This is a genomic window from Bradyrhizobium sp. P5_C12 (genome assembly GCF_054049735.1).
In genome coordinates this window covers 130112-156539 of record NZ_JBFULU010000002.1, presented here as the reverse complement: position 1 = coordinate 156539, position 26428 = coordinate 130112, and the positions used below count along the sequence as shown (strand labels likewise).

The 26428-nt window shown below is 65.7% G+C and carries 24 protein-coding genes; 16 read left to right on the top strand and 8 right to left on the bottom strand.

Features of this window, described 5'->3' with window-relative positions; genetic code table 11:
* Positions 1-136 precede the first annotated feature (136 nt).
* A complete protein-coding gene (locus tag ACXJMY_RS02325) occupies positions 137-1072 on the bottom strand; it encodes a GntR family transcriptional regulator (protein ID WP_456617699.1) in 936 nt (311 codons plus the stop codon).
* 53 nt (positions 1073-1125) lie between these two features.
* Between ACXJMY_RS02325 and ACXJMY_RS02320 the strand changes: the two genes are divergently transcribed.
* From ACXJMY_RS02320 to ACXJMY_RS02295, 6 genes are all read left to right on the top strand, one after another.
* Positions 1126-2286, top strand: a complete 1161-nt coding sequence (locus ACXJMY_RS02320) for a C45 family autoproteolytic acyltransferase/hydolase (protein ID WP_456617698.1) — start codon at positions 1126-1128, stop codon at positions 2284-2286.
* Positions 2286-3851, top strand: coding sequence for an ABC transporter substrate-binding protein (locus tag ACXJMY_RS02315; RefSeq protein ID WP_456617826.1), 1566 nt, complete (start codon positions 2286-2288; stop codon positions 3849-3851). The genes ACXJMY_RS02320 and ACXJMY_RS02315 overlap by 1 nt, the downstream gene beginning before the upstream one ends.
* 9 nt (positions 3852-3860) lie before the next feature.
* The gene (locus ACXJMY_RS02310; RefSeq protein WP_456617697.1) at positions 3861-4805 is read left to right on the top strand and encodes an ABC transporter permease; all 945 of its coding nucleotides are present in this window, start codon (positions 3861-3863) and stop codon (positions 4803-4805) included.
* Positions 4802-5614, top strand: a complete 813-nt coding sequence (locus ACXJMY_RS02305) for an ABC transporter permease (protein WP_456617696.1) — start codon at positions 4802-4804, stop codon at positions 5612-5614. Before ACXJMY_RS02310 ends, ACXJMY_RS02305 begins: the two co-directional genes overlap by 4 nt.
* Positions 5611-7212: an ABC transporter ATP-binding protein gene (locus tag ACXJMY_RS02300; RefSeq protein ID WP_456617695.1), complete on the top strand. Its 1602-nt coding sequence runs from the start codon at positions 5611-5613 to the stop codon at positions 7210-7212. The genes ACXJMY_RS02305 and ACXJMY_RS02300 overlap by 4 nt, the downstream gene beginning before the upstream one ends.
* A gap of 192 nt (positions 7213-7404) precedes the next feature.
* On the top strand, positions 7405-8400 hold the full coding sequence (locus tag ACXJMY_RS02295; RefSeq protein WP_456617694.1) for a Bug family tripartite tricarboxylate transporter substrate binding protein: 996 nt from the start codon (positions 7405-7407) through the stop codon (positions 8398-8400).
* A 161-nt stretch (positions 8401-8561) separates the two neighbouring features.
* On the opposite strand, the gene ACXJMY_RS02290 is transcribed toward ACXJMY_RS02295, so the two are convergent.
* The 4 genes from ACXJMY_RS02290 to ACXJMY_RS02275 all read right to left on the bottom strand — a co-directional run bounded on the left by ACXJMY_RS02290 (position 8562) and on the right by ACXJMY_RS02275 (position 13026).
* Positions 8562-9608, bottom strand: coding sequence for a helix-turn-helix domain-containing protein (locus ACXJMY_RS02290; protein ID WP_456617693.1), 1047 nt, complete (start codon positions 9606-9608; stop codon positions 8562-8564).
* 230 nt (positions 9609-9838) lie between these two features.
* On the bottom strand, positions 9839-10804 hold the full coding sequence (locus tag ACXJMY_RS02285) for an acetamidase/formamidase family protein (RefSeq protein WP_456617692.1): 966 nt from the start codon (positions 10802-10804) through the stop codon (positions 9839-9841).
* A 9-nt stretch (positions 10805-10813) separates the two neighbouring features.
* The gene (locus tag ACXJMY_RS02280) at positions 10814-12232 is read right to left on the bottom strand and encodes a cytosine permease (RefSeq protein WP_456617691.1); all 1419 of its coding nucleotides are present in this window, start codon (positions 12230-12232) and stop codon (positions 10814-10816) included.
* A gap of 299 nt (positions 12233-12531) precedes the next feature.
* Positions 12532-13026, bottom strand: coding sequence for a MarR family winged helix-turn-helix transcriptional regulator (locus ACXJMY_RS02275; RefSeq protein WP_456617690.1), 495 nt, complete (start codon positions 13024-13026; stop codon positions 12532-12534).
* A 153-nt stretch (positions 13027-13179) separates the two neighbouring features.
* Here ACXJMY_RS02275 and ACXJMY_RS02270 point away from each other — a divergent pair, with 153 nt between their 5' ends.
* From ACXJMY_RS02270 to ACXJMY_RS02225, 10 genes are all read left to right on the top strand, one after another.
* A complete protein-coding gene (locus tag ACXJMY_RS02270) occupies positions 13180-14457 on the top strand; it encodes an amidohydrolase/deacetylase family metallohydrolase (RefSeq protein WP_456617689.1) in 1278 nt (425 codons plus the stop codon).
* 8 nt (positions 14458-14465) lie between these two features.
* Positions 14466-16859: a xanthine dehydrogenase family protein molybdopterin-binding subunit gene (locus tag ACXJMY_RS02265; RefSeq protein WP_456617688.1), complete on the top strand. Its 2394-nt coding sequence runs from the start codon at positions 14466-14468 to the stop codon at positions 16857-16859.
* The gene (locus ACXJMY_RS02260; protein WP_456617687.1) at positions 16856-17692 is read left to right on the top strand and encodes an FAD binding domain-containing protein; all 837 of its coding nucleotides are present in this window, start codon (positions 16856-16858) and stop codon (positions 17690-17692) included. The genes ACXJMY_RS02265 and ACXJMY_RS02260 overlap by 4 nt, the downstream gene beginning before the upstream one ends.
* Positions 17689-18894 (top strand): xanthine dehydrogenase family Fe-S subunit, encoded by a 1206-nt coding sequence (locus ACXJMY_RS02255; RefSeq protein WP_456617686.1) that lies wholly within the window; start codon positions 17689-17691, stop codon positions 18892-18894. The genes ACXJMY_RS02260 and ACXJMY_RS02255 overlap by 4 nt, the downstream gene beginning before the upstream one ends.
* Positions 18895-18975: 81 nt before the next feature.
* Positions 18976-20130 (top strand): ABC transporter substrate-binding protein, encoded by a 1155-nt coding sequence (locus ACXJMY_RS02250; RefSeq protein ID WP_456617685.1) that lies wholly within the window; start codon positions 18976-18978, stop codon positions 20128-20130.
* Positions 20131-20203: 73 nt separating this feature from the next.
* The gene (locus ACXJMY_RS02245) at positions 20204-21076 is read left to right on the top strand and encodes a branched-chain amino acid ABC transporter permease (protein ID WP_456617684.1); all 873 of its coding nucleotides are present in this window, start codon (positions 20204-20206) and stop codon (positions 21074-21076) included.
* Positions 21073-22119, top strand: coding sequence for a branched-chain amino acid ABC transporter permease (locus ACXJMY_RS02240; RefSeq protein WP_456617683.1), 1047 nt, complete (start codon positions 21073-21075; stop codon positions 22117-22119). The genes ACXJMY_RS02245 and ACXJMY_RS02240 overlap by 4 nt, the downstream gene beginning before the upstream one ends.
* Entirely contained in the window at positions 22119-22901 is a 783-nt protein-coding gene (locus ACXJMY_RS02235) for an ABC transporter ATP-binding protein (RefSeq protein WP_456617682.1), read from the top strand. Before ACXJMY_RS02240 ends, ACXJMY_RS02235 begins: the two co-directional genes overlap by 1 nt.
* The gene (locus tag ACXJMY_RS02230) at positions 22894-23598 is read left to right on the top strand and encodes an ABC transporter ATP-binding protein (protein ID WP_456617681.1); all 705 of its coding nucleotides are present in this window, start codon (positions 22894-22896) and stop codon (positions 23596-23598) included. The genes ACXJMY_RS02235 and ACXJMY_RS02230 overlap by 8 nt, the downstream gene beginning before the upstream one ends.
* Positions 23591-23941 (top strand): Rieske (2Fe-2S) protein, encoded by a 351-nt coding sequence (locus ACXJMY_RS02225; protein ID WP_456617680.1) that lies wholly within the window; start codon positions 23591-23593, stop codon positions 23939-23941. The genes ACXJMY_RS02230 and ACXJMY_RS02225 overlap by 8 nt, the downstream gene beginning before the upstream one ends.
* Positions 23942-24071: 130 nt before the next feature.
* Here the strand turns inward: ACXJMY_RS02225 and ACXJMY_RS02220 are convergent, their stop codons facing one another.
* The 3 genes from ACXJMY_RS02220 to ACXJMY_RS02210 form a co-directional block, all read right to left on the bottom strand.
* Positions 24072-24932: an alpha/beta hydrolase gene (locus ACXJMY_RS02220; protein WP_456617679.1), complete on the bottom strand. Its 861-nt coding sequence runs from the start codon at positions 24930-24932 to the stop codon at positions 24072-24074.
* A gap of 131 nt (positions 24933-25063) precedes the next feature.
* A complete protein-coding gene (locus ACXJMY_RS02215; RefSeq protein ID WP_456617678.1) occupies positions 25064-25351 on the bottom strand; it encodes a YciI family protein in 288 nt (95 codons plus the stop codon).
* 65 nt (positions 25352-25416) lie between these two features.
* Complete coding sequence (locus ACXJMY_RS02210; protein WP_456617677.1) at positions 25417-26406, bottom strand: sugar ABC transporter substrate-binding protein; 990 nt, start codon at positions 26404-26406, stop codon at positions 25417-25419.
* Between the last annotated feature and the right edge of the window lie 22 nt (positions 26407-26428).

Below are 26428 nucleotides of genomic sequence, written 5' to 3'. Positions count from 1 at the left end.
ACTGTGCTGCGGGCTTCAGTCACGTATGGTGTTGGGATGCGCCCGGCGCCTGGGTCTCGCAGGTCGCAATAGAGCTGAACAAGGACTCGAAGTAGCGCCTTGCGCGAATGCCGCCGGCCGGCTGTCTTGCAAATCGTCAGGTCGGTCGTGACCGAGAGCCGGAATGGGCCGGGCTGCGCTTGAGCTTTGCCGCCCCTTCGAGATGCCGGCGCAACAGCGCGGCTGCGGCCTCGTGCTGGCCGGCTTCGAGCTGATCGAGGATGGCGAGATGCTCGCGGCAGTTCACGATCACCCGCTCATGGCCGAAGGTCCAGTCGTAATTGCCGAAGCGCCGCAGCCGGTTCTGCTGCTGAACGGCGACCAGCAGATAGCGGTTGCCTGATGCGGCCGCGAGGCCCTCGTGAAAGGCCGCGTTCATCTCGTAGAGTGCGATGCTTGCCGTGTCGCTCCACGGCATCGCCAGCATCTCCTGATGACGGCGGCGCATGTCGGCGGCCCACGCCGGATCGAGCCGAAAGCCGGGCTCGAGCAGCCCGGCCGGTTCGATCAGCAGGCGGTAGCGGTAACTTTCGTCGCGCGCCTGGGCATCGGCGATGGTCGGCTGGAAGCGCCAGCCGTGGCCCGGCTTGCGCTGGACGGCGGCGACCTCGGCCAGCCTGGTGAGGACGCGCTGCACGACCGGCCGCGTCGCATCGTAGCGCTGCATCAGGTCGCGTTCGGAAACCTCGTCCGCCAGCCGGCCGGCGCGGCGGTCGCGCGCGATCGCAAGGAACAGCCGGTCGGTCTCGTCGGGACTCGGCTTCGGCGGCGTCTTGTGCGGGGCGGGGGCGGTGTCTGCGACGAAATAGCCGCGGCTGGCGCCGGCGTGCACCAGCTTGCGTCGTGCCAGGAGCTTCAGCGCGGCGCGGACCGGCGTGCGCGAAACCTGGAGGCGCTCGGCGAGCGCGACTTCGGCAAGCCGCGTGCCCGGCGCAAGCCGCTCGCTCCGGATCAGTTCCAGGATCCCGGCGGACAATTCGCGCTGGAGACGGCTTGGAGAGGCTTTTCCCCGGCTTGAAGTTTTTTGTTTCATGTCATCACGAAGTACATTAGCCTCTTCCGGAAAGCAAAAGGAACTTGGTGCCCATGGTCGAACCCTTCCCCCTGATCGAAATCTCCGGTCCTCCTCGCGAGCGTGGACGTCAGTACGGGCAGAAGGCGGCAGGCCGCATCAAGAAGGGGACCACCCATTACTTCGCGCAGCTGAAGGAGCTTTCGCTCGACGCGAAGGGCGTGGCCGCGCTGGTGCGGGATTATCTGCCCGTCATCGAGGCGTTCGAGCCGAGCTATATCGAGGAGATGCGCGGCATTGCCGAAGGCGCCGACGTTCCGTTCGAGGATGTCGTCCTGCTCAACGCCCGCACCGAGATCCTCAAGCTTGCCAATCCAAAGATCCGCGCGCGCCTGAAGACGCCCGATGAGCCCGATGGCTGCACCGGCGTCGTTGCGCTGCCGACGGCGACCAGTAACGGTCGTCTGATCCACGCCCAGAACTGGGACTGGAAGCGCGAATGCGCAGAAACAGCGGTGGTGCTGAAGGTGCGACGCGACGATGGTCCGGATCTCATGACCTTCACCGAGGCCGGCGCGCTCGGCCGCTGCGGCTTCAATGCCGTCGGCATCGCGATCACCGCGAACTATCTCCAAAGTGACCGTGACTATCGCCAGGTCGGCGTGCCGCTGGCGCTGATCCGCCGCAAGGTGCTGGAGCAGGAGCATCTCGCGCTGGCGATGCGCGCCGTCTACTGCACCAAGAAATCCGCGGCCAACAACATGATCGTCAGCCATCGCGAGGGCGTGGCGATCGATTTCGAATGTGCGCCGGATGAGACGTTTCAGGTGCATCCGCAGAACGGCCTGCTGGTGCACGCCAATCACTTCGTGAGCCCGGTTGCGCTCGGCAAGCTCAAGGACGCCGGCATCCAGGATACGCCTGACAGTCTCTACCGCGACATCCGCGTCCGCGATCTGCTCCAGCCGCATATCGGCAGCATCAGCTTCGACACGGTCAAGAGCGCGCTGTTCGACGAGTTCGCCTATCCCTGGTCGGTCTGCCGCCCGCCGCGCCGCAATCTCAGCAACAATCTCAGCGCCACCGTGGCGATGATTCTGATGGAGCCGGCGAGCGGGTTGATGGAAGTGGCGCCGCTGCCGGCGCTCAATCGCGAGTTCACCAGCTACCGGCTCGAGATTGACGAGATCGGGCGGGCGGCGTTCGAGCGGTCGGCCGCGGCGGGGGCGTCATGATGCGCCGGCGTCGGCCATCGCCGGCATGGGCGGTCGGTCTGGCCGCGCTGGCCCTGTTGGCCATGCTCGGGAAGGCCGGCGCCGAAACATTGCTGAGGACGCGGCTCAACGCCGATATCCGCTCGACCGATCCCGGCACCAATCGCGACGCCAACACGGATGCGGTGATCGCGCATGTCGTGGAAGGGCTGGTCGCCTTCCGTGACGATACCTCGATCGGCCCGATGCTGGCCGAGAGCTGGACCGTTGCGAACGACGGCAAGACCTATGCGTTTCATCTGCGGCAGGGCATCAAGTTCCATAACGGCGCCACCATGACCGCGGACGACGTGGTCTGGTCCCTGAAGCGTTGGCTCGACCCGGCGACGCAGTGGCGCTGCCTGTCCGAGTTCAGTGCCACCGGCATCGCGCGGATCGAAAGGATCGAAGCGCCCGATCAGCAGACCGTCGCCGTCACGCTCGATCAGCCGACCGCCTTGTTCCTCCCGACACTGGCGCGGCCCGATTGCGGCCAGACCGCGATCATCCACCGGGAGTCCGTCGGGCCGGACGGCAAATGGATCACCCCGATCGGCACCGGTCCGTTCAAGCTCGCCGAGTGGAAGCGGGGACAGTATGTCGATATCGTCCGCTTCGACGGTTATGTCTCGCGCAGCGAGCCGCGCACCGGCTACACCGGCGCCAAGAGCGTCATGGTCGATCGCGTGCGCTTCAACGTGATCCCGGACAGTTCGGCGGCGAAGGCGGGGCTGCTCAGCGGCTCGCTCGACGTCATCATGAGCCTGTCGATCCCCGATCTCGAGGAGCTCAAATCGCGCACCGACGTGCAGCTCAGCATCACGCCTGCGCTCGGCCTCACCGGCATCCTGTTCCAGACCAGGGATCCGCTGCTGAAGGATGTGCGTATTCGCCGCGCCATCGCGCTGTCCATCGATACCGAGCAAATCGTCGATGCGGTGATGCAGGGCACGGCGCGTCCCAACAATTCGGCGCTGCCGCTTGGCAGCCCGTTCTACAGCGAGGCGCAGTCGCACGGTTACGCGCAGAACATCGCGGAGGCCAGGAAGCTGCTGCTGGAGGCCGGCTATCGCGGCCAGCCGATCAAGATGATCACCAACAAGCGCTACAGCTACGTGTTCGACGCCTCGGTGCTGGTGCAGGCGATGGCGCAGACCGTCGGAATCAATATCGAGCTCGAGGTCATGGACTGGGCGGCCCAGCTCGACCGTTACAACCGCGGCGACTACCAGTCGATGGCCTTTACCTATTCGGCGCGGCTCGATCCCTCCTTGAGCTTCGAGATGCTGACCGGGCCGAAGGCGACGCAGCCGCGCAAGGTCTGGGACAATCCGGAGGCGCAGGACATGCTGCGCCGGTCGATGATGATCGACGACACGGCCAAGCGGCAGGCGCTGTTCGACGAGATGCACAAGCGCTTCATCGCCGACGTGCCGATTATCGTGCTGTTCAACGGCGCCGAGCTGACGGCGCTGCGCAAGAGCATCAAGGGCTATGCCGGTTGGCTCTACCCGCAGCCGCGGTTCTGGGGCGTCTCGATCGAGTAGGGCGGCGCCATGTTGGGTTACCTCGCAAGACGGCTGGCAATGACGATCCCGACACTGCTGCTGGTCGCGATCGGGGTCTTTGCGCTGGTCCGGCTCATTCCCGGCGACCCCGTACAGGTGATGCTCGGCGACGCCGCCGATCCCGCACAGGCCGCACAGCTCCGTGCGCAGCTCGGGCTCGACCAGCCGATGCCGATCCAGTTCATGCACTGGATCGCGAAACTCGCGGCCGGCGATTTCGGCCATTCCATCACCAACAACCTTGCCGTGCTGCCGCTGATCCTCGACCGCTTCCAGGTCAGCGCCATCATCGTGCTGGTGGCGGTCGGGCTAGCTGCCTGCATCGCGGTTCCCGCCGGCCTCGTCGCGGCCTGGAAGCAGGACAGCCTCGTCGATCTCTCCGTCGTCGGCGGCGCCACGCTGCTGCTGTCGATCCCGAGTTTCTGGCTCGGCCTGCTGTTGCTGCTGCTGTTCGGACTCAAGCTGAAATGGCTGTCGGTGATCGGCTATGTGCCGTTCGCCGAGAATTTCTGGCAGGCGGCGACCTTCATCGTGCTGCCGATCGCAACGCTGACCATGGTGGAGATCGGCGTGCTCACGCGCATGGCGCGGGCCGCATCCATCGAGGTGCTGCGGCTGGAATATGTCACGCACGCGCGGGCCAAGGGCGTGCCGGAGTGGCGCGTGCTCGCCCGCCACGTCCTGCCGAACGCGTTCGCGCCGACCTGGACGCTGATCGGCCTCGTGCTCGGCCATCTCCTCGGCGGCATCGCCGTGATCGAGACCGTGTTCACGCTGCCCGGTCTCGGGCGGCTGCTGGTCGATTCGATCTTCGCGCGCGACTATCCGGTGGTGCAGGGCTGCCTGCTGTTCACGGCCGTGATCTACGTCGTGGTCAATTTGATCGTCGATCTCTGTTATCCGCTGTTCGATCCGCGGGTGACGGTGGCATGAGGTTGCGCGCCAACACCGCGATCGGTGGCACCCTCATGGCGCTCCTGCTCGGCGCGGCGCTCACCGCAGCATTCTGGACGCCGTTCGACGCGCTTCGCATCAATCTGCGCGCGCGGCTCCAGCCACCGTCGTCACTGCACTGGCTCGGTACGGATGAGTTCGGCCGAGACGTGCTGAGCCGCGTCATGGTCGGGGCTGGCACCAGCGTGGTGATTGCCTTCCTCACGGTGCTGCTGGCCGTTGTTGCAGGCATGGTGATCGGATGCGCGGCCGGTTACGTCCGCGGCTGGGCCGATCGCATCATCATGGCGGCCAACGACGCGCTGCTCGCCTTCCCCGGCATCCTGCTGGCGCTGGCCGTGATGATCGTCGTCGGCGCCAACAAGGTCGGGCTCATCCTGGCGCTGGGTCTCGCCTATATCCCGTCGGTCGTTCGCGTGGTGCGCGGCACCGTGCTGTCGATCCGCGAGAAGGAATATGTCGAGGCCTCGCGCGTCATCGGCAATTCGGAAGTCTATTCGATGCTGCGCCACGTGATGCCGAACGCGGTCGCACCGGTCGCTGTGCTGGCGACCAGCATGTTCGGCTGGGTGCTTCTGGCGGAGAGCGCCCTGAGCTTTCTCGGACTTGGCGTGCCGCCGCCGGCGCCGACCTGGGGCAACATGCTGGCGGCGAGCCGTCCGTTCATGGAGACGGCGCCCTGGCTCTCGATCGCGCCGGGCCTGTGCATCGCGCTCACGCTGCTGGGCGTCAATCTGCTCGGCGATTCCCTGCGCGATCGCCTCGACCCCAGGATGGCGCACGGATGACGCTGCTCACGGTCGCGAATCTGCGCATCGAGGCGTCCGCCAGCAAGGTTGCGGYGGTCGACGACATCTCCTTCGCCGTCGAACGCGGCGAGTTCCTTGCCGTCGTCGGTGAGTCCGGCAGCGGCAAGACGGCGGCGGCGCGCGCGGTGCTCGGTCTGTTGCCATCAGGCCTTCGCAAGGCCGGCGGCCGCATCGTGCTCGACGGCGTCGACCTTTCGACCGTCTCGGCGCGCGAGATGCGCGCGCTGCGCGGGCCTGCCGTCGGCATGGTGTTCCAGGAGCCGATGGTCTCGCTCAATCCCGCCATCAGCGTCGGGGCGCAGATGGCGGAGGGGCTCGGCCTGCACGCGCGGATCGGGAAGCGCGAGATCAGGCGGCGCTGCCTCGACATGCTGGCGCGCGTGCAGATCCGCGATCCCGAGCGGACCTATGACGCCTATCCGCACGAATTCTCCGGCGGCATGCGCCAGCGCATCATGCTGGCGTCGGTGATGCTGCTGAAGCCAAAACTCCTGATCGCGGACGAGCCGACCACGGCGCTCGACACGCTGACGCAGCGCGAGGTGCTCGATCTCATGGTCGGGCTCGCCCGCGACCACGGCACGTCGGTGATGTTGATCACCCACAATCTCGGACTGGTGTCGCGCTATGCGCAGCGGGCACTGGTGCTGCGCCAGGGCAAGATGGTCGAGACCGGCACGACGCGGCAAATCCTGTTCTCGCCGCAAGAGGCTTATACGAAGCGGCTGGTCGAGGCCCTGCCGCGCCGCGGTGCCGTCGCGAAACAGCGGCAAGGCGGCAAACCTCTCGTCAGCGTGCGAAGCCTCAAGGTCGGCTTCGCCGGGCGACAACGATTGTTCCGCCGCGATGCCGGTGTCTCGGCCGTCAACGGCGTCGATCTCGACATCGCCGCAGGTGAAACGGTTGCCGTGGTCGGCGGCAGCGGCTCAGGCAAGACCACGCTTGGCCGCGCCATGCTGCGGCTGATTCCGACGTCGGGCGGGGAGATCAGATTCCAGGGCAGGGATGTGACGACCGCGGTCGACCGCGAGTTTCGCCTGGCCTCGCAGCTTGTGTTCCAGGATCCCTATTCCTCACTCGATCCGCGCATGCGCCTCGGCGAGATCGTCGCCGAGCCGCTGCGCCACGTGCCGCAATTGACGGCCGGTGAGCGCGACAGGCGCGTGGAGGCGATGTTGGAGGAGGTGGGGCTCACGGGCCTTGGCCGCCGCTGGCCGCATGAATTGTCGGGAGGTCAGCGGCAGCGGATCGCGATTGCGCGCGCCATCGTGCGCCAGCCGGCCTTCGTCGTCGCGGATGAACCGGTGTCGGCGCTCGACATGACCATCCAGGCCCAGATACTGAAATTGTTCGAGCGGCTTCAGGCGCAGTACGGCTTCGCCTGCCTGTTCATCAGCCATGATCTCGCCGCCGTCGAGCAGGTCGCCGACCGCGTCGTGGTGATGCAGAGCGGCCGGATCGTCGAGCAGGGCTCGCGCGACGACATCTTCGATCGCCCGCAACACGATTACACCAGGGCTCTGCTCGCGGCCGCGCCCGTGCTGGACTTCGCGGGAGCGGCGGCAGGGAAATCCTGATCGACGCGTCCCGTCAGGGCTGTTGCATGGCGTTGGACGACCCCCTTGAACGACACGGGGATCACGACATCTTGCTGCACGGCGCCGCAGCGCCTGAAGCAATATGGGGATGGCAGCTCATCCCCTCGAGCGGTATCTCCTGGTGTTCCGCTGCTGTAAGAACAACGATGCAGCCCCTGAAATATGTGCGCAATGAAGCTTTTGTCACGGCGGGACGTCCTCGGAACGGGCGCGTGTGTTGCCGGGCTGTCCGCATGGCCCGGCGGCGCGCGCGCCAATGACTATCCCTCTCGTCCCATTCGGCTGGTGATCCCGTATGCGGCGGGCGCCGCGGGTGATCAGATCGGCCGGCCTTGGGCTGACAGGGTCGCTTCGCTGCTCGGCCCGGTCTACGTCGAGAACATGGGCGGCGCCGGCGGGGCGCTCGGCTCCGCCGTGGTGGCCCAAAGTGCGCCCGACGGCTATTCGCTGCTGCTCGGCAATGGCAGCACGCAGGTCATGATTCCGTTGTCCTCGGCGCGTCCCGCCTACGATCCGATCCGTGATTTCCGGGCCGTCTATCGCCTGATCACCAGCACGCTTGCCTTCGTCGTGAATCCTTCGCTGCCCGTCAGGGACCTGCAAGAGCTGGCCGCTTATGTGAAGGACAATCCCGGCAAGGTTTCTTACGGCACCCCGGGTGTCGGCACCGGCAATCATCTCGTCGGCGAGATGTTCAGGCGGCAATCGGGCAGCGCAGCCGATTTCGTCCACGTTCCCTACCGCGGCATAGCGGCCGCGACCAACGACCTCGTCAGCGGCCAGATCCCCGCGATGATCGCCGTCGTATCGAGCAATCTCGTGCAATTGCACCGTGCCGGCGAGGTGCGCATGCTCGCCGTGACGAGCCGGACTCGCTTGAGCGGCGCGCCGGAAATTCCGACCGTCACCGAGGCTGGCATGCCGGATCTCAACTATGCCGGATGGTTCGGCCTGTTCGTGCCGCAGGCGACCCCGGATGAGATCGTGAACCGCATTGCCGCGGCAACCCGCGCCGCCATGGCCGATCCGGTGCTGCAGGAAACCTACCGCTCGCAAGGCATGGAGCCGGATGACGATTCCAGCCCGGACAAATTTCAGCAGTTGGTGGAGGAGGAATTGACGCGTCTGGCTCCCATCGTCAAATCGATCGGACTGAAGCGGGATTGAACAGCACCGCTGCCAGCAGTGCAGCGACAAAAAAAGGGCCGTCCTTGTGGGAGAGGACGGCCCAAATGCTCGTATGCCAGGGAGGAGGGGCACGAGCCGTGACTGGCGGGGGGCGCAGTCAACTGTATTTTCAGCATCGCCGATCCCGCGGACGGCGTATTTCACGAACCGAGGAAGTTTCTCATTTCGCATGATTCACGCCGTTCCCTTGCGGCGACGCGAGACGAATTGTTGTGGATGGGAGCCGGATCGCAGCCGAACGTCGCGGCCGGTGACAGTTCGCTCCGCCGGGCGCATCGCCAGCGTGCCGGCGTATCGCCCGTGATGCGCTTGAAGACGGTCGAGAAATGCGCCTGCGTGCAGAAACCGACGGCCAGCGCCACCTCGGCCAGCGACGTCTTGGAATTCGACAACAGTGATTTCGCATGTTCGATGCGCTGGTGCAGGAGGTACTCGCGCGGCCGGTATCCCGTCGCAGCACGAAACTGTGCCGCGAAATGCATGCGGGACAGTCCCGCGACCCTGGCAAGGTCAGACAGGCTGATGCAATGGTCGAAGTGCGTTCCGACATATTCCTCGACGCGCCGCAGGCGCCATTTCGGCAGCGCGTTGACCTTCGTGCGTGGCAGTTCGCGTCGGGCAACATGCAGCGCCAGCGTCTGGCCGATGCAACGGATGAAATCCTGGTCGGTCGAATTGCCGTGATCGGTCAGCGCCTTTGCAAGCTGCTCGGCGAACGGGTCGCGCAACAGGACAAGGTCGTTGAGGCCTTCGGGGGTCGAAGCGTCCGTTCCGGACTGAAGGGATGGAAAGCAACAGACGCAGATGTGGAAATGCAGGAAATCGCAGGGCGCATCGAACTGCGCGCTGAGCTGCTTCGAGGGTGCACCGAGATACAGCGTGCCCGCCGGCATGATGCCGTCGAAAATGCTCTGATTGCCCCTGGTTAGCTTGAGACGGGTCGTCTTCAAGGCGATGGCGATGAAGTACCGGTCGGGAGGCGTTGTCGCTTCTTCGCGCCTTGCGGCAGGTTGCGCGCAGGTCCAGCGCGAGATCGTGATGTCCTCGGCCGCAATCCAGCCGCCTTGCTCCGGCTGGCGCCATTTTCGTTCGCAGGGAAAGGCATGCGTCGGCTGCGGAAAGTCCGGTTCGCGTCGGCTGACGTCATGGCTGAACCAGGCGCCGCCCATTTGCATATCGGTGAGCATCGTTGGTCTCGTTTCCTGAGGACCGCTGCAACTGAGCCGGCCGCGCCGGACTGCCGAATGCAGCAAGTCGATGTTCAAACGATATGTCCGATCCCGTCACGAAGCTTGTTAGAGATGCTTAAGCGTTGTTAGATCTTGCAAGGGCGCGAGGTGCGACCGGATGTCGCAAATCCGTCAATTGGATCAAGGGGATCAATGGCTTGCAGGCCGAGGTCCGGATCGGCCGGCTGTTAGCGATCCGGACCGATCGGGTTGGGTGACGGCATCCGGGATTTCGCCAGGACGCAGTGAATGCCCTTGTTGCCGTCGACCATCTGYGTGACCCGAAGGTCTGCCGCGATCGAGCAGAGCGTGTAGGCGTCCTGCGCACTGAGGCTGCTCCGCTCGCGGATCAGCGCGATCATGTCGCGCAGCGCTGCCTTGGCCGCATCATCGAGATCTTCATCGAACCCCATGGTGATCCAGTCGGACGCCGTTTCCGCGCGCGGCGAGGTGAGGCGGAGATCGCGGCGGACATGGAATTCGAAGGTTCCCGTGAGCGCGGCCTCGATCGCGGTCAGGCAGACTTCGCCGTCGCCCTGAAGCGCGTGACCGTCGCCCGCGGAGAACAGCGCGCCCGGCACGAAGACGGGAAAGTAGAGCGTGCTGCCGGCACCGAGTTCCTTGTTGTCCATGTTGCCCCCGAAGGCCCGCGGTTCCTTCGAGGACAGCCGGCCCCAGCCGAGCGGCGGTGCGACGCCGAAATTGCCGAAGAAGGGCGCGAGCGGCAGCTCCTGTCCCCATGGCAGTTTCGCGACGTTGCGCGCGCGGTCCAGTGGAATGTGGATGCGGCGGAACTCGGGAAAGTCCTCCGGCAACGTGCCGAGCGTGGGGACCTGGAGATTCCAGCCCCAGTTGCAGCGCAGTTCGATGTTCAGCACGCGCACCTCGAGGACGTCGCCAGGCTCGGCGCCCTCGATATGGATCGGTCCGGTGAGAAGGTGCGGCCCCGGACCGCGGAAGGCGCTTGCCAGCACCTCCGTGTGTCCGGGAACGGTATCAAAGCCGAGCGACGGATCGGGCAGATCGTCCGGCTCGCCCGAGAGCGTCTCGATGGTGACGCGGTCTCCGGATGCAATCCGGAGCACCGGCTTCAGCCGTCCATCCCAGAGTCCCCACTGGACGTTTCCGGGCGTGGATCGCAGCACGAAGTCCATGATCCGCCTTCACCGTCCAGCGCTGCTCGCAACGATCGAGGACGGCGAGGTGACATGCTTGCTCAGCCCGAGATAGACCAAGCCCGCCACTCCGATGCCGAACAGCCAGCTCAGATCGGCCCCGCCCAACAGGTTGATCGAGACCGGCCCCTGCAGCGCGCCAACCAGGCCATCTTCGACCAGCCATCCGGCGACGAGGCCCGCGAAGAACGCGATCATGCCGGCCCAGTTGATGTCGCCATAGACGCTGGTCTCCGGCGACCGATAGAGCTCGGCGACGTCGATCTTGCCTTTCCGCTTGATGAAGAAGTCYGCGAGCACGACGCCGGCCCACGGGCTCATCCACAGCAGCAGGCTGATCATCCAGTTGTCGAACGCTTTCGCAAAGGACGGCGCGAAGATGAAGTACAGCGTAACCAGATAGCCGGCAACGCCGACGATGACGGTGAGCCAGAAGCGCGAGAACTTCAGCCCCGCGCTCAGCGCCGCCAGTGTCGCCGAGTAGACGTTGAGGATGTTGGTGGCGATCGGGCCATGCAACACCATCAGCAGCACCAGGATGCTGACCGGCCCGCCGAACACCGCGCTGACCATCTTGGCGGGATCGGTGTCCAGCGTCGTCGATGCGATGGTCGCACCGAGAATGCCGAGCCAGACCGTCGGCACGAACATGCCGACATAGCTGTACCAGAACACGGATTTCGACGACACGCTACGCGGCACGAAGCGCGAATAGTCGGAGGCCCAGGTGACCCAGGAAATGCCCCAGCCGACGCCGATCGCCGTCATCAGCAGGGTCAGCATCGCCAGATGCGCGCCCGGCGGCAGCGACGTCGTGAGGCCCCAGTTGACGACGCCGGGGCGCGTCCAGGCCAGCACGCTCATCAGCACCATGATGGCGATGGTCGGCGGCACGGTGTATTTCTCGAAGGTGCGGATCGCGTAGAAGCCGTAGATGCCGATCAGGACTTGCGCGGCCATCACCAGCGTGATCACGACGATCTCGATCAGCCAGGTGTCGGGCACACCGAACTGGCCGAGGATGCCCATCGAGACCTTCACCGGGAAGTAGGTGTTCACGCCGATCCAGCCCAGCGTCATCACGAACATCAGGATGCTGGGCAGGTAGGCGCCGCGAACGCCGAACGCGGACCGGCTCAGCACCATCTGGTTGACGCCGGTCTTGTGTCCCATCACCGTGAAGGTCGCGAAGATCGCGCATCCCACGATGTTGCCGAGCACGATGACCGCGATCGTCTCCATCAGGCCGAGTTTCAAAATGATGCCGAGCGCGCCGAGCGCCCAGTTGACCGGCGCGATGTTGGCGCCGGCCCAGATCCACATCTGCTGCGGTCCGGTCGAGTCCCGGTCCGCATCAGGAATTGGCTCGATGCTGTGAATATCAGCGCGAAGTTCGGAATCCGTCATGACATCCCCCAATACGAAGCACGCTTCGCATCATCGCAGCATAAATCGTGCCATTGGTTGCGGAGCGGCCGGAGCAGGGCGTGCGCCGATGCCGGATGCAATGTGGCTCGCGCCGGATTGCTACTGAGTTTTCAAGTGCGGCCGACGTCACGCGCGGGTTCGCCGCTGCATCCGTGAGACGGTGCTCGGCGGCTTGAGTGTCCCGGCGAGACGTGGAGGACGTTGCATTGCCGGGCAGCGGTACGATGATAAATTGAGCAACCCAACTCAAAAGTGCGGCAGCCGGCTGCAAGCCGCTTCTAATCGAATAGGGCAGCGGCGCTGTCGCGGCTGGGGTTTCCGGCCACGATGCGCTGCATCATCTCGACGAACAGGGCCTGTTCCCGCTCGCTCAAATCACCGAGCGTCGCGCGGTGCGCCCGTCGCGCCGGGCCCTCGATCTTGACCAGCAGGGCGGCGCCGGCCGGCGTCAACCGGCACAATCGCGCCCGGCGATCGTCCTTGTTGACGGCGCGTTCGACCAGGTTTCGTGCGGCGAGCCGCTTCAGCGCGCCGGTCGTTGTCGTCCGATCGAGGGCGATATCGGCCGCCAAAGTGGTCTGATCGGCGGTTTCGCGCGCCGCCAACGCGGAGAGCAGGCTGTATTGCAGTGGCGTGACGTCGAACGCGCTGCATGCTTCCTGGAACAGCGCGACGTGTATCTGGTGCAGCCGCCGGATTAGATATCCGGGACGCTGCGACAATGGCCAGGGGCGGTGCTTGCCCCCGCTGCGACGTTTGTTCGCTTGCCGCACTGCACGCTCTCCCAACCCAAAACTCCGCCGCGCTTAGCTCGATTCGAGTGCGCTCGCCACCATCCGATGATGGCACGAAGCTTGCTTTTGTCAAAATGCGAAGCATGCTTCGCATTTCGATGCAGAGCAAGCGCCCGCGAGGAGGAGAACGCCATGTCCATCACTGCCAGCTTCGACCTTCTGCTGCGGGGCGGTCGCGTGATCTGTCCGGCGTCCGGCGTGGACGGCATCCGGGATATTGCCATCCGCAACGGCAAGATCGCAGCGCTCGCGCCGGACATCCTGCCGACCAGTGCGAAGGAGGTGGTCGACGTCGGCGGCAAGCTCGTGCTGCCCGGACTGATCGACACCCACGCGCATGTCTATCAGTATGTCTCCGGCCGCTTCGGCATGAATGCCGACATGGTCGGCGTGCAGTCGGGCGTGACGACGCTGGTCGATCAGGGCGGACCGTCCTGCATGACGCTGCCCGGCTTTCGTCATTTCATCGCGGAGCCCGCGGCCTCGCGCGTCTATGCGTTTCTGTCCGCCTATCTCGTCGGCGGGCTCGAGGGCCATTACTATCCGAAACTCTACAGTCCGGACGGTGTCGATATCGATGCCACCGTCAAATCGGCGACGGCCAATCTCGACATCGTGCGCGGCATCAAGGCGCACGCCGAGATCGGCGGCTTCGCGCGCTGGGGCATCCGGGTCATCGAGATGGCGGCGGAGATCGGCAAGCGTGCCGATCTGCCGGTCTATGTGCATTTCGGCCAGCTCTGGGGGCTGCCCGAGAGCGGCGCCAACGGCGAGGACGCGGACACCATCCTGACGCGCGTGATTCCGCTCTTGCGCGAGGGCGACATTCTCGCCCATCCGTTCACGCGCCATCCGGGCGGCTTCGTCAACCGCGAGGGCGAGGTGCATCCGGTGATCCAGGCCGCGCTCGACCGTGGCCTGAAGGTCGACGTTGGTCACGGCAGTCACTTCTCCTATCGGCTTGCGAAGAAGGCGATTGCCGCCGGCATCATTCCGACCACGCTGGGCGCCGACATTCACGGCTACAACACCCATGTGCCCGCCCCGGCCGGGACGCCCGACGAGCACGAGGACGAGGAGAACCATCCGTTCGCGGGGCAGGCCAAGTTCAGCCTGGTCCAGGCGATGAGCTCGATGATGGCGCTCGGCCTGTCGCTGGAGCAGGTGGTGCCGATGGTCACCTCCAATCCGGCCAAAATGCTCGGCCGCAGCGCAGAGATTGGCGCGCTCAAGGTTGGCATGGACGCCGACGTCTCGGTGCTCGCGGAGAAGAACGGCCGCTTCGTCCTCAAGGACAACGAGAAGAACGAGGTGATCGCCGAGCGTCTGCTGCAGCCGGCGTTCTGCCTGCGTGCCGGCACGCGCTTCGACGCGGTCGCGCCGATCCTGCCGCAGGCCGTTGCGGCATAGGCCGCGCGGTGAAGGAGAACGCGGAGTTGCGCAACGAGCGAGAGTTTCCTTCAGGCAGATCCGGGCAGGGCGTCGGCGCACGGCTGCCGCGGAAGGAGGACGACCGCCTGATGCGCGGCCGCGGCCAGTTCGTCGGCGATATCAGGCTTGCGGGTCTTCAGGACGTCGCCTTCGTGCGCAGCCCGCTGGCGCATGCACGCATCCGCGGCATCCACGTGCCCGAGCGCTATCGTGGCCATGTCTTCACGGCGGCGGATCTTGTCGGCGTCAAACCGATCCGCGCGGTATCCGGACTTCCGGGCTTCAAGATTTCGGAGCAGCCGGTGCTGGCCTCCGGCAAGGTGCGCCAGGTCGGCGAGCTCGTTGCGATGTGCGTCGCACCGACGCGCGCCGAAGCCGAGGACATCGCGGCATCGGTGACGCTCGACCTCGACGAACTCCCCGCGGTCTACGACATGCTGAAGGCGCGTGAGCCGGGCTCTGCGCTGGTGCACGAGCATTGGGGCGACAATGTCTTCTTGGAGACCAATTACGAGGTCGACATCTCCGCCGCGCTGGACGCGCCGATCAAGGTGACGCGCGAGATCTCGACGGCGCGGCAATGCATGTCGCCGCTCGAAGGCCGCGGCGTGGTTGCGACCTTCGATTCGAGGCTCGACCAGCTCACGCTGCATTCGGCAGCCCAGATGCCGCACATCACGCGCAGCGGCCTTGCCGAATGTCTCGGCATGGAGGAGGGCCAGATCCGTGTCATCTCGCCCGACGTCGGCGGTGGATTCGGCCACAAGGGCATTTTGCTGCCCGAAGAGGTCTGCCTGTCCTGGCTGACGATGCAGCGCGGTCACCCCGTGCGCTGGACCGAGGACCGCCGCGAGCATCTCGTCGCCAGCTCCAATTGCCGCGAGCACCATTACAAAATCACGCTCTACGCCGATCGCGACGGCACGTTGCGCGGCATCGATTGCGAGGCGACGGTGGATTCCGGCGCCTACTCGTCCTATCCGTTCTCGGCCTGCCTCGAAGCCGCGCAGGTCGCGAGCATCCTGCCGGGTCCGTACAAGATGCCGGCCTATCGCTGCCGCACCTTTTCGGTGGCCACCAACAAATGCCCGATTTTGCCCTATCGCGGCGTGGCACGCACCGGCGTGTGCTTTGCGCTGGAGTTGATGCTCGACCTCGTGGCGCTGGAGGCCGGTCTCGAGCCCGGCGAGGTGCGGCTGCGCAATCTGGTGCGGCCGGAGCAGATGCCGTTCGACAACATCACGAAGAAGCATTTCGACAGCGGCGATTATCCGGAAGCGATGCGGCGCGCGCTGGCCGCGATCGATATCGAGGCCATTCGCGCGAAGCAAAGCCAGGGCGAGACCGGCGGCCGGAGGATCGGCGTCGGCGTCTCCATCTATTGCGAGCAGGCCGCGCACGGCACGTCGGTCTATTCCGGCTGGGGTATTCCGATGGTGCCGGGCCATGAGCAGGCGTCGGCGCGGCTGACGCCGGACGGTGGCCTCGAGCTGCGCGTGGGCGTGCATTCGCACGGGCAGGGCATGGAGACGACGCTCGCCCAGGTCGCGCATGAGATGCTGGGCATAGACGTCGCCAAGGTGCGCATCATCCTCGGCGACACCGCGATGACGCCCTATTCGACCGGCACCTGGGGCTCGCGTTCGATGGTCATGGCGGGCGGCGCGGTGGCAACCGCCTGCCGCGAGCTCGGCGAACGTGCGCGGCGCATCGGTGCCAAATTGTTGCAGCATGATCCGGCTTCGGTCGTCCTGCAGAATGGCGAGGTGCGCGGCGTCAATGGCAGCGTCAGCCTGAAGGCGATCGCCCACACCTGGTATCGCCGCCCGCAGGATTTGCCGGCTGACGTCGATCCCGGCGGCCTCGAAGTGACGCAGGGCTACAAGCCCGTGCGCGACAGCGGGACATTCAGCTACGCCGCGCATGCCGCCGTCGTTGCGGTCGATCCTGATCTCGGCGAGGTCGAGATCCTCGACTACGTGATCGTCGAGGACGGTGGCGTGCTCGTCAATCCGCTGGTCGTCGACGGCCAGATCTATGGCGGTCTTGCCCAGGGGATCGGCACCGCGCTCTACGAAGAGATGCCGTTCGATACCTCCGGCCAGCCGCTCGCGACCACGTTGGCCGACTATCTGCTTCCCGGCGCGACCGAAGTTCCGGCGGCGCGTCTCGACCACATGGAGACGCCATCGCCCTACACGCAGTTCGGCGTGAAGGGCATCGGCGAGGGCGGAGCGATCGCGCCGCCGGCCGCGATCGCCAACGCCGTCAACGATGCGCTGCGGCCGCTCGGTGTCGAGCTGATGCAGTCGCCGATCACACCCCATCGCGTCGTCGCGGCCGTGCTGGCCGCGCGCGCCGCCGAAAGGACCGCGGCATGAAGCCTGCGCCTTTCAGCTATGAGCGGCCGCGCGATCTCGATGCGGCGCTGTCGATGCTTGCAGCAAGCAACGGTTCGGCGAAGATCATCGCCGGCGGCCAGTCGCTCGGCCCGATGCTGAACTTGCGGCTGCTGCAGCCGGAACTGATCGTCGACATCTCCGGTCTTGCCGAACTCAAGCAAGCGGAGCTTCGCGGCGGCGAACTCGTGCTCGGCGCGCTGGTCACGCACGCCGACATCGAGGATGAACGCACGCCCGATGTGACCCGTGGCGCCATGCGCGGCGTTGCGGCCAATATCGCCTATCGCGCGGTGCGCAACCGCGGCACGATCGGCGGCTCGCTCAGCCACGCCGATCCCGCCGCGGACTGGATTTCGGCGCTCGCCGCTCTAGGCGCGCGGGTCACGCTGCGCAGCCTTGCCGGTGTGCGTACGATGGCTGTCGAGGCGTTTGTCGTCGGTGCGCTTGAATCGGCGCTGCACGCCGGCGAGATCGTCGAGGCCGTTCATGTGCCGGCGCGGGTGGTCTCGGCGCATTGGGGCTATGCCAAGAGCTGCCGCAAGACCGGCGAGTTTGCCCATGCCATCGGTGCGGTCCTGGTCGACCCGGCTGCCGCCACCGCCCGCGTCGTGATCGGTGCGATCGACACAGTGCCGATCGTCGTGACCGATGCAGCGGAGCTGTTCGGCGGACGGGTCGCCGCCGACTACAAGCGGCGTTTCGATGCCCGTGTCGCGGATGGTCTGCTTGCGAAGGCCGGCATCAGCGACGCCGTGCAGCGGCATATCCATGTGAGCGTGTTGCAACGTGCCGTTCATGAGGCCGCGGCATGAACACGATCGCCCTCAACGTCAACCGGCGTGCGGTGGAGGTTCTGGCGGAGCCGCGCACCAGCCTCGCCGATTTCGTCCGCGACAGGCTCGACCTGACCGGCACCCATCTCGGCTGCGAGCACGGCGTGTGCGGCGCCTGCACCGTGCTGCTCGACGGCGTGCCGGCGCGGTCCTGCATCACCTATGCGGTGGCCTGCCAAGGCGCTGATATCACCACGATCGAAGGCCTCGACGAGGACGAGGTCATGGTCGAGCTGCGCGCCGCCTTTACACGGGAGCATGCGCTGCAATGCGGCTATTGCACCCCGGGGATGCTGGTCTCCGCGCGCGACCTGGTGCTGCGTCTGCCCGACGCCGATGAACGGCGGATCCGGGTCGGTCTCAGCGGCAACCTCTGCCGCTGCACCGGCTACGTCGGAATCGTGCGGGCGGTGCAGTCCGTGATCGAGGCCCGGCGTGCGCGCAACATCGCGCCGCAAGCCGATGGCGGCCGGACCATCCTTGGTCCCGCCGGTTCGGGGCGGGCCGTGTCTGATGGAAACGGACAGCCGCTGCGGCCTGCGCGGCAGGAGTTCGCGCCGGCATTGGACATCTCCGCACCGGCCGTCATTCCGGACTTCGTTCCGGCCACTGTTCTCGATCAGCGCTGCACGCTGCCGCACGCGCCGGCAAAAGTGTTTGCGATGTTCGAGGATATCAAGGGCATCGCAGCCTGCCTTCCCGGCGTGTCACTGACGGCGCCGCCAAGCCCGGAGCGCGTCGAAGGCGCGATCCGCGTCAGGCTCGGGCCGATCGCTGCGGCCTTCGAGGGGGTCGCGCGCGTCGAACGCGATCCCGTGACGCTCTCCGGCCGCATCATTGGCATCGGCACGGATCGTCGCAGCCACTCGGCGACGCAGGGTGAAATCCGTTATCGCCTGGTGCCGATCGACGACGGCCGTGCGACCGCCGTCGAACTGTCGATCGGCTACACGCTCACGGGAATGCTGGCCCAGGTCGGGCGTCCCGGCCTGGTACGCGATCTTGCCCGGCGCCTGGTCGCGGACTTCGCCGGCAATCTCGACCGCCACATGTCGGGTGCATCGCCGGGAGAGGCGGTCCCGGCGGAGCTCAGCGGCTTGTCGATCATTTCGGGCGTGTTGCGCGCCCGGGTCGCGCGCGTTTTCGGTCGTTTCTTTGCCAGCCGGGACAGGTCGGGATGACGGATCGGCGTGTCCGCACATCGCGGAGCGACGAAGTTTGCAGTGCCTAGGGATCAACAGCGTGGGATTTGGAGAGACAACATGACACGAGCACTTGGATTCGTTCCGGCAGTCGCGCTGGCGGCAGCCTTGTTCGGCGGCGCGGCACAGGCGCAGACCATCAAGATCGGTGTCAACGAGCCGCTCACCGGCGCATTCGCGGCGTCCGGCACCTACGTCGTCAACGGCGCCAAGATCGCCGCCGACGAGATCAACGCCAAGGGCGGCATTCTCGGCAAGAAGATCGAGCTCGTGATCGAGGACAACAAGAGCAATCCGACCGAGGCGGCGGCCGTTGCCGAGAAGCTCATCACCAGCGACAAGGTGCCGGTCCTGATGGGCGCCTGGGGCTCGAGCCTGACGCTCGCGGTGATGCCGAAGCTGATCGAGTATGAAACGCCCATGGTGGTCGAGACTTCGTCCTCGGGCAAGATCACGACGACGGGCAATCCCTTCATCTTCCGCATCTCGCCGCCCTCGGCGGTCGAGGCCGCGGCGTTCAAGGGCATCGTCGACAAGCTCGCGCTGAAGAAGGTGGACTTCCTCGTCATCAACAACGACTGGGGCCGCGGCACCGCCGAGGACTTCAGCAAGATGATGAAGGACAAGGGCATCACGATCGGCCTGGTCGAAACCATGGACCAGGGCGCGCAGGACATGAGCGCGCAGCTCTCCAAGATCAAGAGCTCGGAGTCCGAGACCGTCATCGTCACGACCGCCGTCGATCAGCTCACGCTGATCTTCAAGCAGGCGGCCGCGCTGGGGCTGAAGAAGCGCATCATCACCACCGGCGGCTCGCAGAATCCGGACCAGATCATCGCCCAGGCGGGCGCCGCGGCCAACGGCACCATGCATCTGACCACCTTCCTGCCCTGGTTCCCCGACAAGACGCCGAACCCGGAAGCCACCAGCTACTTCATCGCCGAATGGAAGAAGCGCGGGTTCGACTTTGCCGGCTGCACCGAGAGCTTCCGCGGCTATGACGGCATCCGCACCGCCGCTGCCGCAATCGAGAAGGCGGGCAAGGCGGAACCTGCGGCCATCAAGGCGGCGATGTGGGACATCAAGCTGAAGGGCCTCAACGGCGACATCGTGTTCCGCAAGTCCGGCCCCGAGGGCAAGGAAAGCGGGCAGAGCCAGCCGAACGTCTATCTGATCGAGATCAACGAGGGCAAGGTCGAGATGAAGACGCTCTGACGTCGCGCAAGTTCTGGGGGAGGGCAGCGCACCCCGCCCTCCCGATGCGCACCTTAATAATTTGGGACCAGCCTTGGGCGAGTTTCTCCAGCATCTGATCAACATGCTCGTGCTCGGCGGCACCTATGCGCTGCTGGGCATCGGGCTCACGCTGATCTTCGGCATCATGAACGTGGTGAACTTCACGCATGGCGTGCTGTACACGTTCGGCGCCTACATCATGTTCATCGTGGTGCAACAGCTCGGGCTGAACTTCTTCCTCGCCTTGCCCGTGGCCGTGCTGGCCGGATGGCTGCTGGGTGCAGCCATCGAGCTGACGCTGCTCCGGCCGCTGCGCGGCTCCGACATCGACACCACGATGCTGGTCATGATCGGCGCCTGGATCGCGATGCAGTCGGGCACGCTGTGGATCTGGGGCGGCGTCGCCAAATCGGTGGCAACGCCATTCCCTGAGGCGCCGCTGGTGCTCGGGCCGGTGTCCGTGTCCTGGCTGCGCCTGTTCGTCCTGGCGGCAGCGGCAATGCTGATCGTGGTGACGTACCTCGTGATCAACCGGACCAGACTTGGCCGTGCCATGAGGGCAACGTTCCAGGACCACGACACGGCGTCGCTGATGGGCGTCAACGTCGATCTGATCTACACCTCGACCTTCGCGATCGGCTCGAGCCTTGCGGCGGTCGCGGGGGCGCTGCTCGGGCCGGTCTACGTGATCTTCCCGCAAATGGGCGATCTCGCCGCAGTCAAGGCGTTCGCCATCGTCATCCTCGGCGGTCTCGGCAACATCACCGGCGCGGTGATCGGCGGATTCATTCTGGCCTTGGCCGAGGAGCTCGGCGCCGGCTATGTCTCCTCCGGCTATCGCGACGCCATGGGCTTTGTGATCATCATCGCGGTGCTGATCTTCAAGCCGACCGGCCTGTTCGCGCGCGCGGAGCGCGTCGGATGAGGATCGCCATCACCATCCTCGCCGTCGCAGCCCTTGCCTCGGTGCCGCTCTGGCTGCGCGATCCCTATCTCCTGAACGCGCTGATCACGACCGGCATCTTCGTCATCGGCGCGATGAGCCTCAACCTGCTGCTCGGCTTCACCGGCCAGCTCAGCCTCGGTCACATCGCCTTCTTCGGCATCGGCGCCTATGTCAGCGCGCTGACATCGCTCGGTTTCGACGCCGGTCTGCCCGGAGGTCTGCGTCTGGTCCACGAGCCCTGGCCGCCGATCGCAGGCTTCGTGCTCGCGATCATCGTCGCCGGGCTGTGCGGCTATTTTGTCGGCCTGCTCTCATTCCGGGTCCGCGGCGCTTATTTCGTCATTGTCACGATCTCCTTCGCCGAAGTGGTCCGGCTGGTGGCGCTGAACTGGGTCGAGCTGACGCAGGGCCCGCTGGCGCTGACCAACATTCCCTCCATTGCGCTCCCGTTGCCCGGCTTTGGCGAACTGACGCTGCGTACCAAGCTGCACAACTACTACCTCGTGCTGGCGGTGGCGCTCATCGCCTACCTCCTGATCGCGCGGCTCGTTCATTCGCATTTCGGCCGCGCCATGCGCGGGCTGATGGAGAATGAAACGCTGGCCGTCTCCGTCGGCATCGACGTGACCAAGACGCTGACACTGGCGGCCGTGATATCAGCCGCGATTGCGGGCGCGGCCGGCAGCCTCTATGCCCACTATATCCGGATCATCGATCCCGAAGTGTTTGCCTTCATCAACACCGTCACCATGGTGATCATGGTCATCAGCGGCGGCAAGGGCTCGCTGGCTGGCCCCGTTGTCGGCGGCCTGATCTTCGGGCTGTTGCCGGTCGCACTGCGTCCGATCATGGCGCCGGAAGCGCAGTGGATCGTCTATGGCGGCGTGCTGATTGCCATCCTGTTCGTGCTGCCCCGCGGCATCGTGCCGTCGCTCGCACAGCGATTTGTCGGGCGAGGGCGCAAGACGACGGCGCTGACGCCGGTCGCGCTCACCGAGACCGGCGTCAAGGAGCGGGCGTGATGACGGGGCGCGCCGTTGCCATGACGATCGAGCAGGTCGCGGTCCGCTTCGGCGGGCTGGTCGCGATCTCCGACATGAACTTCACCGTGGGCGAGGGTGAGATCGTCAGCCTGATCGGACCGAACGGCGCCGGCAAGACCACCGCCTTCAACGTCATGACCGGCTTTCTGGAGCCGAGCGCCGGCCGCGTCACCTATCAGGGCACCGAGCTCACCGGTTTGAAGCCGCATCAGATCGCCGATCTCGGCCTGATCCGGACGTTCCAGCGCACCAGCGTTTTCCCGAATGACACGGTCTACGACAATCTTCTCATCGGGCTGCACCGCCAGGGCCGGGTCGGGCTGCTTGACGCCATCCTCGGCATGCCGCGTGCGCGCGCCGCGGAGCGCAAGCTGCGGCAGCGCGCGAGCGAGCTGATCGAATGGGTCGGCCTCGAACGCCGCGCCCACGATGCTGCCGGCTCGCTGTCCTACGGCGAGCAGCGTTTGGTCGGCGTCGCGCTGGCGCTCGCGGCAGAGCCATCGATGCTGCTGCTCGACGAGCCGGTCTCGGGCATGAATGCCTCGGAAACCCACAGGTTCGTCGAGCTGATCCGCGGCATCCGCGACCGCGGCATCACCATCCTGCTGGTCGAGCATGACATGCCGATGGTGATGACGGTCTCGGATCGCATCGTGGTGTTGAACTACGGCCGCATCATCGCCGAGGGGACGCCCGACGTGATCCGTAACGATCCGGCGGTGATCGAGGCCTATCTCGGACATGGAGCGGCGCGTGCTTGAGATCCGCGACATGGTGTGCGGCTATGGCGGCGTCACCGCGCTGCGCGGCATCTCGCTGGAGGTGAAGGCCGGACAGCTGGTGGCTCTGATCGGCGCCAACGGCGCCGGCAAGAGCACGACGCTGCGCGCGATTTCGGGACTGGTGCCGCCGCGCTCGGGGCAGATGCTGTTTGACGGCATCGACATCACCGCGGCGAAGCCGCCGCGCGTGCTGGCGAGCGGCATTGCGCATTGCCCGGAAGGCCGGCGGGTGTTTCCGCATATGAGCGTCGAGGAGAACCTCGACATGGGGGCTTACCTCCGGAGCGGTTCGGGCGAAATCGCGGCCGATCGCGACCGCATCTACCTGGAATTTCCGCGGCTTGCCGAACGGCGCCGCCAGGCGGCGGGTACGCTGTCCGGCGGTGAGCAGCAGATGCTCGCGATCGGGCGTGCGCTGATGTCGCGGCCACGGCTGATCATGTTCGACGAGCCCTCGCTCGGGCTTGCTCCCAACATCGTCGAACGTACCTTTGCGATCATCCGTCGCATCCGCGACGCCGGCACCACGGTGCTTCTGGTCGAGCAGAACGCGTTCGCCGCGCTCGACATGTGCGACCACGCCTATCTGCTCGAGAGCGGCCGCATCGTGTTGTCCGGCGCAGGCTCCGAGCTGATCGAGAACGAGCATGTGCGGAAGGCCTATCTCGGTGGATGACGCGTCTGTCCGCCCGGACGGGCATGGGTGGATTCCGGTTTGCGACCTCAGCCGGCTGAAGGCAGAGAGCATCGTCCGCGTCGCCGGGCTCGATATGCTCGTGATCTGGAACGACGGCGAGGTCACCGCCTGCGAACGCGCGTGCCCGCACGAGCAGGCGGATCTCGGCCTTGGACATGTTGCGGTGGGCCGGCTGGTTTGTCCGCGTCACGCAGCATCGTTCGATTTGCGCGACGGCAGCATTTCTTCGGGCTGGCCAAGTCCGCCGTTGCGGCTCTATCCGGTCCGGGTCACGGGAGAGCAGGTCTGGATTGATGCGGGGGCGGGACAGTCGGGGCGATGATGGCATTCTGCCCCTGTTTTGCCCGACGTGTCAAAGCCTCGCGCGACGTGGATTTGCCTTTAGAAGCGGCGTGGATTCGTCTTTAGAAACAAGGGCAGTCCTACTGTGCATGGGGTTGTTTTCGCGTTTTTTAATCCAGCAACCGGCGGACAGCGTCCACCAGAATGCCGTCAGGGCGACGCAACGCCTCAAGGATCGTGAAATGGTCGGCGCCCTCGACCGGGATCAGTTTGCCGGGCGCCTTCGCGGCCGCGCGCTTGTCGTCGAAATTGATTGAATCGAGCACGAGGGCCGGAAGCTCGACGGTGCCGTAGGCGATGTCGAGCCGCTTGTGCGTCACGGGCAGGCGAAGCGGCGAGAGCGTGGCGACTTCCTCGTCCGTCAGCTTCAGCGCGTTGTTGAGCCCGGTATCGCGGATCGGCGCCAGATCGTAGACGCCGGACATTGCCAGTCCGGCATGGACACGCGGATGGTCCAGTGCCATCGCCACGAGGTGGGCGCCCGCCGACCAGCCCGACAGGACGACCGGCCCGGCGATGCCATAGGATGCGCCATGCGCAGCGAGCCAGTCGAGCGCCCTGGGGATTTCTGCGACGATCTCGGTCAGGGAAACCTGGGGCGCCAGCGAGTATCCGGGGATCGCAACCGACCAGCCATGCGCGGCGACGCCTTCGACCAGCATGGCGAACAGCTCGCGCGAATTGCGCTGCCAATAGCCGCCATGCAGGAACACCAGGCAGGGCGCATCAGGCTGCGCGGCCGGGTAGAGGTCGATCTTGTTGTTCGCCCGCTCGCCGTAAGGCAGATCGAGATGCGATGTCAGGCTCTTCCGCAGCCGTCCCGAAGCTTCATTGCGCTCGGCGATCAGGGCCGCGCTGTTCTTGACGGCGCTGTTGTTGTCATAGGCGGCGTCGCGCTCCGCCTGGGCAAGCGCGGACCAGTTGGTGCGGGGATCGAGCGGCCGATTTGGCGAACGGGTCTCATCTACCATGGAGTCTCCGGGGCGGCATGCGATGACCCACCGTAGCTGCGATCGGCCTTGCTCACTCCTGTCTGCCACGAATCCTGTTGGAGTTGAACATCAACCGCGGGCGGTCGAAGCATGCGTGTGCTGCAATCCCTTCAACCCTGGCGGCGCAGAAACCCCGTGATCGTGACCTTCTCCCAGATCCCGGCCGCGGCAAAGGGGTCCGCGCCGTTGAAGGCTTCGACCTCTGCGCGGCTCGAGGCCTCGATCAGGAACAGGCTGCCGATCATGGTCGCGCCGTCGTCGGAGACGAGGGGTCCCGACATCACGATCTTGACGCCAAATTTTGAGGTGTCGCTCAGGAAGGCCTTGTGAGCGTCATAGTTGGCGAGCCGGGTCGGAAGCGCGCCGGCGCGGTCGAGAGCGTGGATTGCGAACAGCATGGTGTCTCCGGTTCTTGGGACGGCCGCGAGGAAGCGGCCGTCCGGGTCTGTCGTGATTGGCTGGCTTATTTGCCGCCGAGCTTGCCGGCGTCCTCGAAGGTCGGGCAGGTCCGTTGCTCCAGCGGCACGTCGAACGGCTGGTAATTGTCCTTGGTGATGACCGTCGGTTTCAGCACGATCTCGTTGATGACCGGCTGGTTGCGCAAGCTGCGGATCGCCATCATGGTGCCGAGGCAGCCTTGCGCAAATCCGTTGTAGTCGCCGCTCGCGAGCAGCTTGCCGGACTTGATCGCATCGATCGCCTCCTTGGTGCCGTTGATGCCGATCACCTGCGCCTTGCGGTTGGCGCCGTCGAGGGCCTCGATCGCGCCGACCGCCATGGCGTCGTTGGCGGCCAGCACGCCGTCGATCTGCGCGTTCGACTGCATCAAATTCTCCATCACCTGGAGCGCCTGGAGCCGCTGGTAATTGCCTGGCTGCGAGGCCAGGAGTTTTGCGCCGGCGTTCTCCTTCAGCGCGTCGTTGAAGCCTCTGACACGGTCGACATTGGTCAGCGAGCCCTTGACGCCCTCGATGATGACGATGTTGCCCTTGCCGCCGAGCGTCTTCAGCAGATGGCGCGCGGTCTCGAGCCCGAGGCTGTAATCGTCGGCGCCGACGAAGGACAGGAATTTGCCGCCGGCGGAGCGGTCGGTGATGTTGACCACCGGGATCTTGGCGTCGTTGATCTTCTCGACGCCCGGCACCATCGCCTTGTAGTCGACCGGCGTGAAGACGATGGCGCTCGGCTTCTTCACCACGACGTCCTCGATCTGGCTGAGCTGCTCGGGGATCGAATCCGGCTTGGTTGGGATGTATTGCAGCGTCTTCGCGTTCAGCGCCTTCGCCATGTTGTCGGCGCCGACCCGCACCGTCTGGAAGAACGGGTTGGTCTGGTTCTTGGTGAAGACGGCGATGGTCTCGCCGTCGGCGCGGGCCTGCGTGGTGAGTGCCGCGGCCATCAGCAGCGGCAGCGCCAAATAAGACGTCACGTAGCCCAGTTTCTGTTGTCTCATGTTGCCTCCATCCCTCGTTTTG

Coding starts and splice junctions, on each gene's coding strand:
- ACXJMY_RS02325 (WP_456617699.1), bottom strand. CDS start 1,072: ATGAAACAAAAAACTTCAAGCCGGGGAAAAGCCTCTCCAAGCCGTCTC.
- ACXJMY_RS02320 (WP_456617698.1), top strand. CDS start 1,126: ATGGTCGAACCCTTCCCCCTGATCGAAATCTCCGGTCCTCCTCGCGAG.
- ACXJMY_RS02315 (WP_456617826.1), top strand. CDS start 2,286: ATGCGCCGGCGTCGGCCATCGCCGGCATGGGCGGTCGGTCTGGCCGCG.
- ACXJMY_RS02310 (WP_456617697.1), top strand. CDS start 3,861: ATGTTGGGTTACCTCGCAAGACGGCTGGCAATGACGATCCCGACACTG.
- ACXJMY_RS02305 (WP_456617696.1), top strand. CDS start 4,802: ATGAGGTTGCGCGCCAACACCGCGATCGGTGGCACCCTCATGGCGCTC.
- ACXJMY_RS02295 (WP_456617694.1), top strand. CDS start 7,405: ATGAAGCTTTTGTCACGGCGGGACGTCCTCGGAACGGGCGCGTGTGTT.
- ACXJMY_RS02290 (WP_456617693.1), bottom strand. CDS start 9,608: ATGCTCACCGATATGCAAATGGGCGGCGCCTGGTTCAGCCATGACGTC.
- ACXJMY_RS02270 (WP_456617689.1), top strand. CDS start 13,180: ATGTCCATCACTGCCAGCTTCGACCTTCTGCTGCGGGGCGGTCGCGTG.
- ACXJMY_RS02260 (WP_456617687.1), top strand. CDS start 16,856: ATGAAGCCTGCGCCTTTCAGCTATGAGCGGCCGCGCGATCTCGATGCG.
- ACXJMY_RS02255 (WP_456617686.1), top strand. CDS start 17,689: ATGAACACGATCGCCCTCAACGTCAACCGGCGTGCGGTGGAGGTTCTG.
- ACXJMY_RS02250 (WP_456617685.1), top strand. CDS start 18,976: ATGACACGAGCACTTGGATTCGTTCCGGCAGTCGCGCTGGCGGCAGCC.
- ACXJMY_RS02240 (WP_456617683.1), top strand. CDS start 21,073: ATGAGGATCGCCATCACCATCCTCGCCGTCGCAGCCCTTGCCTCGGTG.
- ACXJMY_RS02235 (WP_456617682.1), top strand. CDS start 22,119: ATGACGGGGCGCGCCGTTGCCATGACGATCGAGCAGGTCGCGGTCCGC.
- ACXJMY_RS02220 (WP_456617679.1), bottom strand. CDS start 24,932: ATGGTAGATGAGACCCGTTCGCCAAATCGGCCGCTCGATCCCCGCACC.
- ACXJMY_RS02215 (WP_456617678.1), bottom strand. CDS start 25,351: ATGCTGTTCGCAATCCACGCTCTCGACCGCGCCGGCGCGCTTCCGACC.
- ACXJMY_RS02210 (WP_456617677.1), bottom strand. CDS start 26,406: ATGAGACAACAGAAACTGGGCTACGTGACGTCTTATTTGGCGCTGCCG.